The 13,499-nt window shown below is 38.7% G+C and carries 8 protein-coding genes; 4 read left to right on the forward strand and 4 right to left on the reverse strand.

Annotation, left to right across the window (positions count from 1 at the left end; genetic code table 11):
• The first annotated feature begins 299 nt into the window (after positions 1 to 299).
• From DMB65_RS09785 to DMB65_RS09795, 3 genes are read left to right on the forward strand one after another with little or no spacing between them, the layout of a single operon-like run.
• Positions 300 to 3,254 (forward strand): SusC/RagA family TonB-linked outer membrane protein, encoded by a 2,955-nt coding sequence (locus DMB65_RS09785; protein WP_230470640.1) that lies wholly within the window; start codon positions 300 to 302, stop codon positions 3,252 to 3,254.
• 10 nt (positions 3,255 to 3,264) lie between these two features.
• Positions 3,265 to 4,653 carry a RagB/SusD family nutrient uptake outer membrane protein gene (locus DMB65_RS09790; RefSeq protein WP_110306475.1) on the forward strand — a complete coding sequence of 463 codons (1,389 nt, stop codon included), beginning with the start codon at positions 3,265 to 3,267 and terminating at the stop codon, positions 4,651 to 4,653.
• A gap of 9 nt (positions 4,654 to 4,662) precedes the next feature.
• Positions 4,663 to 7,329, forward strand: a complete 2,667-nt coding sequence (locus DMB65_RS09795) for an alpha/beta hydrolase family protein (RefSeq protein WP_110306476.1) — start codon at positions 4,663 to 4,665, stop codon at positions 7,327 to 7,329.
• A gap of 60 nt (positions 7,330 to 7,389) precedes the next feature.
• On the opposite strand, the gene DMB65_RS09800 is transcribed toward DMB65_RS09795, so the two are convergent.
• From DMB65_RS09800 to DMB65_RS09815, 4 genes are all read right to left on the reverse strand, one after another.
• A complete protein-coding gene (locus DMB65_RS09800; protein ID WP_110306477.1) occupies positions 7,390 to 7,656 on the reverse strand; it encodes a DUF6520 family protein in 267 nt (88 codons plus the stop codon).
• 99 nt (positions 7,657 to 7,755) lie between these two features.
• Positions 7,756 to 9,282, reverse strand: coding sequence for a MauE/DoxX family redox-associated membrane protein (locus DMB65_RS09805; RefSeq protein ID WP_110306478.1), 1,527 nt, complete (start codon positions 9,280 to 9,282; stop codon positions 7,756 to 7,758).
• 80 nt (positions 9,283 to 9,362) lie between these two features.
• The gene (locus DMB65_RS09810) at positions 9,363 to 10,307 is read right to left on the reverse strand and encodes a helix-turn-helix domain-containing protein (protein ID WP_110306479.1); all 945 of its coding nucleotides are present in this window, start codon (positions 10,305 to 10,307) and stop codon (positions 9,363 to 9,365) included.
• 43 nt (positions 10,308 to 10,350) lie between these two features.
• Complete coding sequence (locus DMB65_RS09815; protein ID WP_095382737.1) at positions 10,351 to 10,734, reverse strand: DUF7793 family protein; 384 nt, start codon at positions 10,732 to 10,734, stop codon at positions 10,351 to 10,353.
• 243 nt (positions 10,735 to 10,977) lie between these two features.
• Here DMB65_RS09815 and DMB65_RS09820 point away from each other — a divergent pair, with 243 nt between their 5' ends.
• Positions 10,978 to 13,413 carry a bifunctional aminotransferase class I/II-fold pyridoxal phosphate-dependent enzyme/GNAT family N-acetyltransferase gene (locus DMB65_RS09820; RefSeq protein WP_110306608.1) on the forward strand — a complete coding sequence of 812 codons (2,436 nt, stop codon included), beginning with the start codon at positions 10,978 to 10,980 and terminating at the stop codon, positions 13,411 to 13,413.
• Positions 13,414 to 13,499: the final 86 nt, after the last annotated feature.

The following is a 13,499-nucleotide window of genomic DNA, read 5'->3' on the forward strand; positions in this document are numbered from 1 at the left end:
CCTTTTTTACAAAACTCTCTTGTTATTCTTTGCGTGCACGCTTCTGGTGATTTAAGTTTCGTATAAAAAAGTCGAACTCATTAATTATTATTGCCTGTGTACTAAAACAAAACTTCCTTATGCGAATTAAGACGTTTACTTAATGCATAAAAAATGGCCCTCTACCAGCGACAAAACTTGTATAGAGGACCGTAGCCAATTAAATCATATTTAACTAACCAATCCTCAAAATTATGAATAATTTTTCATTTTCCGTGGGTGGAAGAACTCTCTATTGCCTAATTTTTCTAGGTTTTATTATGTCATTTCCACCACTACTTGCCAAAAACCACACTCGGCAAGGCAATTCATTTTCCCAACAACATAAGGTTCAAGGTACTATAACAGATGGCAGTAATCCCCTGCCTGGTGTAACAATTGCCATTAAAAACAAAAAAAACAATGTCGTAATTTCTGATTACAGCGGTCAGTTTTCACTTACCTCATCTCCCTATGACACCCTTGTAGTATCGTATATCGGTTTTAAAACTCAACTGGTTCCCATTCAGGGACGCTCAACTGTGAATATCGTACTTATAGACGACACCACGACTCTTCAGGAAGTACGTGTAAATGCCGGTTATTACTCCGTAAAGGAAAGCGAGCGCACCGGAAGTATCGCACGAATAACTTCGAAAGATATTGAAACCCAGCCCGTGACTAATGTACTAGCTACCATGCAGGGTCGTATGGCAGGAGTCAGTATAACACAGACCACAGGCGTTCCCGGTGGTGGCTTTGAAATCAAAATCAGGGGACAGAATAGTCTGCGTGCTGATGCAAATCAGCCACTATACATTATTGATGGAGTGCCTTATGCTTCAGATCCTATTGGTTTTAATCAAACGTCAACAACTTTTCCGACTGTTACCAGTCCCCTGAACAGCATAAGTCCGGAATCGATTCAAAGCATTGAAATTTTAAAAGATGCCGATGCCACTGCGATCTACGGTTCCAGAGGAGCGAACGGAGTAGTACTGATTACCACAAAAAGAGGCAAGGAAGGCAAAACAAGCTTTACACTGCAGGCTTCAACGGGAACGGGAACGGTCACAAAGTTTATGGATTTAATGAATACACAACAATATCTGGAAATGCGCAAAAAAGCTTTTCAAAATGATAATACATCATATAAAGCTCGTGATTATGACATTAACGGTACGTGGGACCAAAACCGATACACCGATTGGCAGAAAGAACTGCTTGGAGGTACAGCATTGATAAATAACATAACTGGATCTGTTTCCGGCGGTTCTAATAAAACACAATTTATCTTAAGCGGAAATTATTATACAGAATCAACTGTCTTTGTTGGTGATTTCCTATATAAAAAAGGAGGAAGTCAGCTGAGTTTGAATCATCAATCGGACAATGATAAATTTCGCCTCACCTTCTCTGCCGGATACAATTTTCAGGACAATAATATGCCAGCTTTTGATTTCACAAATGATGCACGCTCACTTGCTCCCAATGCCCCAGCACTATACAACGAAGATGGAAGCCTGAATTGGGCGAACAAAACATGGAGTAACCCGCTTCGAAATCTTAATGCCGTCTTCAAGTCCAAAACAAATAATCTTGTCGCCAATACGGTACTCTCCTACGAGGTTCTGCCAAGGTTGTTTGTAAAAAGCAATTTTGGCTATACAAACCTATCAACAAGAGAGACAAGAATAAACCCCTCGACTATTTTTAACCCAGCCAATAACATTACAAGTGCGCGTTCGAGCATCTATATAAATAATACAACACGCTCTTCATGGATAATTGAACCGCAGGCAAACTGGTCGAAAGAATTCGCAGGAGGAAATCTTGATATTCTGGCAGGAGCTACATTTCAGAATCAGAATTCCGCAAGTCTTTATCAGTCGGGAAATGGATTCCCATCCAACAGCCTAATTTATAACCTTGCGGCGGCATCAGTTGTGACCATCCTTTTAAATGATGAAACTCAGTATAAATATCAGGCAATTTTCGGAAGAATTAACTATAACTGGGAGAAGAAATATATCCTGAATCTAACTGCCAGACGGGATGGATCAAGCCGCTTTGGTCCGGGAAATCAGTTTGCCACTTTTGGCGCTGTCGGAGCGGCATGGCTGTTCTCCAATGAGCACTTTCTAAAGAACAGTTCATGGCTCAGTTTTGGAAAGCTACGAGGCAGTTACGGAACCACAGGAAATGACCAGATCGGAGATTATCAGTATCTGGATACTTATTCCATAGCCGAACTGCCTTATAACGGAATTGCCGGACTACAACCAACCAGGCTCTACAATAAGGATTTCGGCTGGGAAATCAATAAAAAACTCGAAGCTGCAATGGAACTTGGTTTTCTAAAAGACCGCATTTTTGCAACTGCAGCTTGGTATCAAAACCGCTCTTCCAATCAGCTGACAGGAATTCCAATGGCAGGTACGACAGGCTTTACTGTTCTACAGGCAAATTTAGATGCAGTTGTTGAAAACCGGGGAACTGAGTTTACTTTACGAACTATCAATATTAACTCTGTAAACTTCAATTGGACAACCAGCTTTAATATTACTTTTGCAAAAAATAAACTCATTCGTTTTCCCGGACTTGAAAGTTCTTCTTACAGTCAGCAGTATCGTATTGGTCAGCCATTAAACATCAGTCTGCTCTATAATTATAAACGCATTAATCCGCAGACAGGCGTATATGAGTTTGAAGATCTTAACGGCAATGGAGTTATATCATTTCCTGATGATCAGCAAGCTGTTTCAGATCTCAATCCAAAATACTACGGAGGAATGCAGAATCAACTTTCTTATAAACAATGGAAGCTGGACTTCCTTTTTCAGTTTGTCAATCAGAAAAACAGGGCATATCTAAACGGTGTTGCTGGACAAATGATCAACCAGCCGTCCAGAATGACAGACAGCTGGCAGGAAGTAAATGACAATGCCTTGTATCAGATTTATACCTCTGGCACCAACAGTGATGCAGTGACGGCAAATTACCTATACTCGAGAAGTACTGCTTCAATCGTAGATGCATCTTTTATCCGTTTGAAAAACATTTCTCTTTCCTATGATGTTCCTCTGCAAATGAAAGAAACGAAGTGTCTTATTATGCTTCAGGGGCAAAACCTGCTGACATTTACCAAATTTAAGGACGGTGATCCTGAATTTACAACTATGGGCTTTCTGCCTCCCTTGAAAGTAATTACTGCCGGTGTGCAGCTAACATTTTAAAACAGTAAAAATGAAAACTTCTTATATACCAGATCGACTTATCATTTTCTTTTTATTCGCACTAACTGTGATTTCATGTGATTCATTTGTGGAGGTAGACCTGCCAAAATCACAATTAACCAGTGAAGGAGTTTTTAAAGATTTTGCGACTGCTGATGCTGCGCTCACGGATATTTATGCAAAAATAAGAGACAAAGGAATATTGACGGGTCAAAATACGGGCATCTCCTGCCAATTGGGAAATTACACAGACGACCTTGTTGCTTATGGAACTCCCACCAGCACAACGGTAAGTTTTTACAATAATGCGGTCTTGCCCTCGAATTCTGACGTTGCAGATTACTGGAATGCGTCTTATAATCAAATATATGCAGCTAATGCAATTCTGGAAGGAATTGCAGAGAACATATCTTTTACTTCTCAGAATAAAAACAAACTACAGGGTGAAGCTTTATTCATCAGGGCCCTGATGCACTTTTATCTTGTCAATATTTTTGGGGACATCCCTTATATTAAAAATACAGACTATACAAAAAACAGCCTTGTTAGCAGGATGCCTGCCGCCGCCGTTTATGAGAATATTACCAATGACCTTAAAAATGCTATTGAACTACTTCCCACCTCATACAGCACTACAGAAAGAATTAGACCAAACAAATATACGGCACAGGCTCTTTTGGCAAGGGTTTATCTTTATGTGGGAAAATATGTACAAGCAGCCAATGAAGCATCATCTGTCCTTAACCAATCAGGCATATTTCCGCTGACCAAAAATATCAATCAGGTTTTCCAGATCAGTTCTAAGGAAACCATCTGGCAGCTTAAAGCTCCAGTATCGGGTCAGAATACGCAGGAAGCAGATACTTTTATCTTTCTTTCGGCTCCTCCTGCCATGACCTCCCTTAGCGATAATTTAGTCAATTCCTTCGCCTCATCGGATCTGCGCAGGCTCAACTGGATAAAAGAGGTAAAAGAAGAAAATTCAGTATTCTACCACCCCTATAAATATAAGGAGCAGAATTTTACTTCTTCTTCTGTTGAATATTCAATTGTTTTCAGAACTGCTGAACAATTCCTTATCAGGGCTGAGGCAAGAGCACATCAGGGTGACCTGACAGGGGCCAAGGATGATTTGAACAAAATTCGGCAGCGTGCTGGACTTCTGGATACTCAAGCCGTTACACAGTCAGAAATACTCGATGCTATACTCTGTGAAAGAAAATGGGAGTTTTTTACCGAACACGGACACCGCTTTTTTGATCTGAAACGATTCAATAAAATTGACGAAGTGCTAACAGGAATCAAACCGGGTTGGAAAACTACAGATCGCCTGCTTCCAATTCCTCAGAGTGAACTTAGTGCAAATCCAAATCTGCGTCCACAGAACGCAGGTTATTAAACTATTATTATGTCATCTAGTAATATTATATCCGGTGCACTTCCCGGCGGTGGAAAAGCACAGGTACAGACCGAGATTTTATCTGTTTTTTTTATTTTAATTATTTTGCCATTAGTAACCTGTCCCCTTTGGGGGCAGGTGGTGCAAAAGCAAAATCTCACTCCTGAAAATTATCATAAATGGGGACGCCTGCTTTTGGATAAAATCTCTGGTGACGAGAATTGGGCAGCATTCAAAATGTTTTATAAAAACAAGCCTGATACACTTTTTGTACGAAGTACTGAAAAGGATAAAACCTACAGTTTTCCATCATCTAAAAAATCGGCATTTACATCTGAAAATTTTGTCAGTCTTTCAGGTAAAGAAATGCACGTATTGAATCTGAAAACAGGAAATACTGAAACCATAAACGGGGTGAGTGACTTTGTTTATTTAAAAGCAAATGACATGCTTGCTGTTATTCTTTATGATGACGGAAAAAATAAAACACTTATACTTAAGACTCCCAGTGGAAAAACCATCAAAACTATTTATCATTTTCAGGATTTATCAATCGACCCTTTGGGAAAAAACTTGATTTACGCTGTAAAGGAAAATGGAAAATCGTCCCTATTCTTAATGAATCTAAAAAATGCATCTGATAAAATAGTACTCGCTGATTATGACGGCAGCTGCAGCAATTTTGCGTGGCAGAAAAACAGCGAATCTGTTGCCTTCAATAGAAGTGCCAAAAGTCTAATCTCAGCCTTCGTGCATTATTATCAGTTAAATACAAACAGGCTTTACTCGATAGATTCCGAAAAACTTCATTTTTCTAGCGAGTCTTATATTACCGATAACCGAAACTTCAAACTTCTTATTTCGGATGATGGACAGCATGTGTTTTTTAATTACAAAATAAAAGATTCTGCTGCTGAACCAAACACTGAGTCGCCTGTTGAAATATGGAACGGAAACGACAAGTGGGCCTATCCTGAAGAGCAAGACATGGGACAGTTTGAAAAATCGCCTAAGATTGCCCTTTGGAACCCATTTTCAGATACAGTAATTGCTGTAACCGATGCCGAGTTCCCAAGCCTGATGCTAAGCGGTGATCAAAAATATGCTTTGCTGTCCAATCCGAAAGCTTATGAGCCTCAATGGGAAATGGACAGTCCAAGAGATTTTTACATTATGAACCTTGAAAGTGCGGAAAAGAAATTGTGCATTGAAAAACAAAATGCCCAGCCACGCAATTCCTTATTTTCTCCTGGGGGAAAATATATTGCTTATTTTAAGGAGAACAATTGGTGGATTTACAACATTTCGAGCCAAAAACACATCTGCATTACAAAAAATATCAAAACCAAATTTACTGGAAGGGTGCAGCTTCTTGATCCTGAATCTCATTGGGGAGCTGCGGGCTGGACTAATGGAGACAAGGAAATTCTTCTCTATGACCAGTACGATATCTGGGCTGTAAGATGTGATGGATCTTCTTTCAGTAGACTAACGCATGGCAGCGAAACAAAGACTAAATACAGGATACCGGAATTTCTGGATGATTCGGTTAAAAATTATAGATATGATGGGCTGAAGACGAACAGTTTTGACATAAATAAGGACCTTATCCTTCGCACTGAAGGCAATGATGGAAAAACAGGCTGGTCAAGATGGAACAAGATATCTGGAGAAAAAGCGATTGTGTATGGCAGTACACTTGCCGACCAGCTTTACTATAATCCCAAAAATAAAAAAATGATATACAGAGAGCAGAATTTTAATCTTGCTCCAAGACTGGTTATAAAAAAGAACTCGGGTAATGCAATTCCTTTTTACCAGAGCAATCCTCAACAGGAAAAATATCTCTGGGGCCGTTCTGAGTTAATTTATTACCAGAACAAAGAGGGCGAAAATCTTAAAGGCGTGCTGATTTATCCTGCCGTTTATCACCCTGGAAAAAAATATCCCATGATTGTCAATATTTATGAGCTTCAGTCTTATAAACTCCATCAGTATAAAAATCCCTCACTTTCTGAATATGATGGATTTAACCACACTGTTGCTTCACTGCAGGGATACTTTGTGCTGTTACCTGATTTGGTTGCTCAACCTGAAAATATAGGAGAAGCTATAACAGATTGTATTGATGCGGCGGTAAAAAAGGTTTTGGAAAAAGGAATTATTGAACCTAAGAAAATTGGTCTCATCGGACACTCCTTCGGAGGCTATGAATCCTCGCACATTGTTACCCAAACTGACCTGTTTGCAGCAGCTGTTTCTGGCAGCGGCATCACTGATCTTACTAGCTTCTATCTAACTATTAGTCAAAACTCAGGAAAACCAGATATGTGGAGGTTTGAAAAAGAACAGTGGCTGTTGGGAAAAACACCAGTCGAAGCGCCAGAACTTTTTCAAAAAAACTCGCCGATTTACAATGCAGACAAAGTAAAAACACCAATTCTTATATGGTCTGGAAAAGATGACAAACAGGTTGATGTCCGCCAGAGCATGGAATATTATCTTATGCTGCGGCGCCTTGGAAAAAAAACTATAATGCTTCTTTATCCAGAAGAAGATCATGTCATCATTAAAACAGCGAACCAGAATGATTTGTATACGCGCATCCAGCAGTGGTTTGATTATTATCTAAAAGACGATCTCTCTGCCCAGTGGATAACACACGGAACAGAATAATAACAAAAAAACAATGCAGTTCTTTTCAGAACTGCATTGCCTTTTGAATGATTTTCAAATTTAATTTTGTTTGTACAATTGAACATCGCAGTTACCCTGTGCATTTTTTCCAAAGGCCTGTGAACCTGTACTACTGACACATATTGGATTTGGCGTGGTGTTACAATTTACCTCGATATCGCACTCATCATTTTCATCCAGAGTATATCCAATTCGTGGTGCCGTCATACTTGAAGCGCTCTGCATTGAAGTAGTAACAAATGCTCCCGAGATTCCCAATGCAACTACCGCCGCAGGAATCATGTTTTTAAAAAAATTAGTTTTCATAACAATAAATATTAAGTTAAACACTGACCTACTTTTTTCTACAGGTATTCGGTCTTTTTCCCTGATATCGGCCGATATATTTTAATTGTCATTTTTATGTTATTTGACAATTTTCATTTCTTTTTTTAAATTATTTCGCAATTTGTAAACTGCCAGGTGATTTTCCATGATGGCATACAGATAATCATCAGTGACATAAAAAGAAAATAGTTTCTTTTCTTCAATTTTGTAAACGGCAAAGCTCATGATGTATGTGCGTTTTACAAGATTGTAAACATCAATTATAAAGGCGTCTTTCCAGAGTTTTTCATTCTCGAACCTGCCTTGCACCCTGGAATTTACAAAAAGCAGATTGCCGCAGACTGCAGTTTTTGCATTTACTGTTAATGGTGGTGCCGAAAATTTTCTCTCCATCCCATTTTTAAGATAGGCCACCTTGATCTTAGCTTTAGTTGTAGTGTCGATTGTGTTTCCAATATAGCTAAGTTCTGCATTGCTGTTAACAACAATAAATTCATTGCGATAATAGTATGTATACACCAATTGATGCAGTTTTTCACTGTAGGCAAGGGTTCCGTCAGTATCAAAAATTCCGTCTTTCTGCACTTGCAAAAGTGTTTTATTATATCTGATTTTTTGGATTTGTCCATCATCAAAAATACCCAGTTCGTGGGATCTATTTTTCCCTCTGCTTGACCGCAGAATAACTTTTGTACTGTCAACAGGTTCGGCTAAAGTGAAATAAGGCAGTCCCTTGAATTCACCAGTAGTTTTCCAGTCTGATATTCTTCCTTTAAATATTGCGGGAACACTTCCGTCCGTTAGATAAAAATGGGACCCCCTGACAACTGTTCTCACTGATACAAACGGAATATTTTTTTTTGCAAAAGTAATTTTAGTGGTTTCTATTATTTTAGTTTTCTCATTCAATACTTTAACATGTAAAGGATTGCTGTAATTACCCAAATAAATTCTCTTTTGATCTGCTCCCGCAAAATAATAGGAGTTGAATTTTAAGTCAATTACTGTATCGCGCATGACAGGATGTTGCGGAAAGCGTCTAATAAAAGGATTCTTATATTGCATGATTTCCTCTGACAAAAGAAATAATACAGTTACCGCAATGACACTTAAAATGAAGCTCAAAGAAATCTTTAAAATAATTGTTCGTGGCTTTTTCTTCCACGCATTATTATTTGGCTGTTGGCTCTGCCATATCAGAGCAGTTATAGCCAAAACCACAAAAAAAAGATTAAAAGCAAGATGCACATTCCAGCTCATTTTCTCCAGGATTCCCCCGCAGGAACAGGGAACAAAAGAGCTGTAATGAAGCACTATAAAAATGTAAGTGGTAAACATGGTCATCAAACACAGAGCAGAATAAAGTCCACAGTTTCGAAGTTTGGGAATAATCAAAAATAATGCGATTAAAAGCTCTATCAACGGGACTAAATAAGAAATCCATAATGCATAACTGCTTAATGTAGGAGACTGCCCAAGCTGTACCTGGAAATTCTCAAAATCCAGCAATTTGCTCACTGCTGCATATACAAAAAGTAAAATATATAGAAGACAAATTACATCAATTGCATATTTTTTAAATCCCGCGTTTGTATATAGTATCATGATTAGGCAATTTGATTTCAACAATGTAAAATTCTGAATTTCAAATTAATAACACTTATACAATCGGGAGCGATAATTATTTAAGAAGGATTAAAATCACCAGTTGAAAAAAAGCCACCTGTTTTATTCCGGCCGAGTTCTTTTGGAGAAAAGCCAAATCGCTTTTTAAATGACTTGGAAAAATTAGGATAGCTATTGAAACCGTTCATAAATGAGATATTTTTCAAAGGAATATCTGTCTGCTCTATCATGAGGTAAGCTCTTTTGAGTCTCTCCTCTGTATAAAACTGATAAATACTTGTATGAAAAAAATACCGGAATCCATCTTTGAGCTTAAAATCATTTGTTCCAAAAAGTCGTGCTAATTCCTTTATTGACGGTAATGGCTCAGCCAAATTCGCGAGTACGTAATCATATACACCCTGCATTAGGCGCGCATCGGCTTTTCTAAAATTATGCTGCTTTTGTTCTTTTGTTTCGTATAATTCCGGAACAGCGTCATCAAGCTGGAGAAAGGGAGCTATGAAGCTTAGTACTGTAAACTTACCTTCCGACAATCGTGATACCGAGCATTCGGCACTTACTATCAGCTTTTTATATGTTATGAAATTTAGCGTAATGATTTCACCTGATAGTAGTATTTCTTCCAACTCTTTTCTCTCAAGATCTGACATATCGGAGAAATCGTCCAACAAGAATTCCTGTAGTGGCCTGCTGAGCATCTCTATCGAATCATAACCCAAAATTTTCAACGCACCTTGATTTACATCTTTTATGGAGTGGTTCTCATCTAGAATAAAAGTTGCAGGCGTAATCATTCTATGAGTAATATATGGGTTGACAAAACCTGAATGAAAAGCCGACTCTTTGAGTTCTTCCGCGACCATATTGACTAGTACTACCAAGGTTTCAATTTCGTCATCATAGCTACTCAAAGGGATTTGGTTATTGAAATTGCCCCTTGCCATTTCAAATAACATCTTGTGCATCGATACCATCCTCTGGCGGTTGTGAGGGCTTTTCATTTGTACTAATTATTTATATAATGCTGTGTACCTGCAAGGGATACTAAACGAAATCCGTCAGATAATCCAACGCCTCCTGCTCGACTGTAAAAATCCGGGTAGGCACGGACGGCTTGCTGATTTCAAGATAAAAAGTGCTCATAGTCATAGAAACATTTTCACTGCCAATCAGAGCGACAGCTTTTGCAAGCAATGATCCGGATTTGGCGAGATAGTCCCTTGCTGCTTTGTCAATTGAGGCTATACCTCTGGTATCACAAAAGACAGGAAGATGCCTTTCATTTTGAAATGCAATCCTGTCTGCAACTACTCGCATTGCTACCTGCAAATCTATTGCTGTATTAGCTTTGTATTCGAAAAAGAGGATTCCCTTTTCAATCCAAAACCTTGCATTTTGATTTTCAAAAGATTCATGTGAGGCAATCATGACCTGTTTATTTAAAACTTGAAATTTAACAAAATTATAAAGATTTAGAAATATTATCATTGTCAAATATGGATTATTTCTTGCAAAACATCGGGAATTGTTGTCAAATCGGGAATTACCCTTGTCAAATTGGGAATAAAATATCTGCAACTAAAAGCGCTTTCAATTTTTATAATGAATTTTAGATGTCTAATTTTCAGACATTTACAAAAACACAAATCTAAACCAAAAAAATTTATAGAAATGGCAAAAATAAAACACAACAATTTTATCGATACAGTTGACACTGTTTTTTCTAGTGCAAAAGATGAAGGCATATTGCATCTTCATGCTGAAGGTACATCTCTAAATGGGCGAACCATAAAAATTAGCGGAAGCGAAATGCTCCATTTCGGGACTACCGGATATCTGGGTCTTGAACAGGATAAAAGGCTAAAAGAGGCTGCAATAAACGCGATCAATAATTATGGAACACAGTTCCCGCTTTCTAAAACTTATCTTTCACATCCGTTGTATGCAGAACTCGAAAGCAAGATAGATCAGATGTATAATATAAAACCAATCATAACTAAGAACAGTACCCTGGGCCATATGGCAATAATCCCTACTTTGATACGAGATGAAGATGCAGTAATTCTCGACCATCAGGCGCACTGGAGTGTGCAAAATGCCTGTCAGATACTTAAGCTTAGGGGAATACCGGTAGAGATGATACGCCATAACAATCTCGAAATGCTTGAAGACAAAATTCGCATGCTCAGTGGCAAATCCGGAAAAATCTGGTACATGGCCGATGGTGTTTATTCCATGTATGGAGACTATGCACCTGTAAAGGATCTTTTGAACCTTTCCCAAAAGTATCCGCAGTTCAACCTCTATTTTGATGATGTTCATGGAATGAGCTGGAAGGGTAAAAATGGTACTGGTTTCATCTTTGATTCTATTGGAACACTGGAAGAAAACATTGTTGTTGTCAGTACACTGAGTAAGACTTTTGGTGCAAGCGGTGCTACCTTTTTCTGCAGCGATCATAAATTACGTGAAAAGATAAAAACTTTTGGCGGACCTCTAACTTTCTCTGCACAGCTTGAACCGGCATCAGTTGCCGCTGCAATCGCATCCTGTGATATACATCTCTCGGAGGAAATATATGGTCACCAGGCTGAACTTGCAAAAAAAACAGCACATTTCAGTACCCTCCTTTCAAATAGTAGTCTGCCGCTAATCTCTGAAAACGATTCCCCCGTTTTCTTTCTAGGAATGGGTACCCCAGCTACTGCTTATAATTTTACCAAGCGTCTTTTTTCGGAGGGCTTTTATCTTAACCTTGGTATTTATCCTGCTGTGCCAATAAAAAATACGGGAATCCGTATCACGATATCTGCACATAATCAAATTAAAGATATAACCGAACTTGCCCGTGCGATGGATTACCACTTCCAAAAAGCAGTGGAAGAAACAGGAAGCAGTAATGAAAAGATACGGCAGGCATTTAGAATGGATATCAGTACAAAACTCCCATCTAAAAAACAGCACTCAGAACTGCTCCATATTGAAAAGCAAACTAGTATTAAGAACATCAATAAACAGGAGTGGAACAAGTATTTGGGAACTCATAATATCCTTGATTGGGAGGGAATGCAGTATCTCGAGAAAACGTTCTCGCATAGCCAGGATCCTACCAATAAATGGGATTTTTTCTATTATATAATCCGCGACCAAAACATGCAGGTTGTCCTAATGACTTTCTGCACATTCGGTATCTGGAAAGATGATATGCTGTCCACTGAATCGGTATCTAGACACCTGGAAGAAATTCGGAAAACCGATTCTATGCACATGACTTCAAAAGTACTAAGTATAGGATCGTTATTTACTGAGGGGCTGCACTGCTACATTGACGAGAGTCATTCACTGGCAGAGCAATCACTGAGATTGCTACTGAATGAGCTGGAACAATCATACAACTCGCTAGGGGCGGATATACTCATTCTGCGTGATTTTGAGCCCGGATTCCACTGGGATGAAATGATAAGAAACCAAGGGTATTTTAGAATTGATATGCCCGAATCATGTGTTATTGAAAATGAAAACTGGCCAGCAATTGACAATTACGGTTCCCTGCTTTCAACCCGTTCCCGTCAGCATTTCAACAGGGAAATAGTACCGTATGAAAAATTCTACGATGTCCAAATAAAAGATTACCTCAATCAAGCGGAACTAGACAGAGCTTACGAGCTATATTGCAATGTAAAGGACCGCAACCTGGCCATAAATACCTTTTTGTACAGCAGACAAGTATTTGAAAATATGAACAGCTGTCCAAACTGGGAGTTCATTATTCTGACCCTCAAAGATGGCCCTAAAAAGAATTTAGTTGGGATAATGTTCTGCTATAAAAATTCAGGAAATGTATATGTGCCTGAACTTATCGGCATGGACTACATTGCCAGCGAGGGTCTCAACTTGTACAGACAGCTATTATACCAAACGATTAAAAGAGCACGAGAGCTTGAAATTGAACGAATCGATTTTGGCATATCGGCAAACTTTGAGAAGAAAAAAATTGGTGCTTCTATAAAATCTAAAGTGGCTTATGTGCAGGCAAGGGATAACTACGCTATGGAACTTATGCAGACACTGCAGAATGAAACCAATATTCCGCGCTTATCGAGCTAAATTATAATTCCAGCGAAAAGTGACGTCGTAAATTTCCGGGCAGCAATGCCCCAGCTTTTCCTTGTTCAAATAAATCTAAATTCTGT

Origin of the sequence: Flavobacterium cheongpyeongense (assembly GCF_003202435.1) — a bacterium.
GTDB lineage: Bacteria > Bacteroidota > Bacteroidia > Flavobacteriales > Flavobacteriaceae > Flavobacterium > Flavobacterium cheongpyeongense.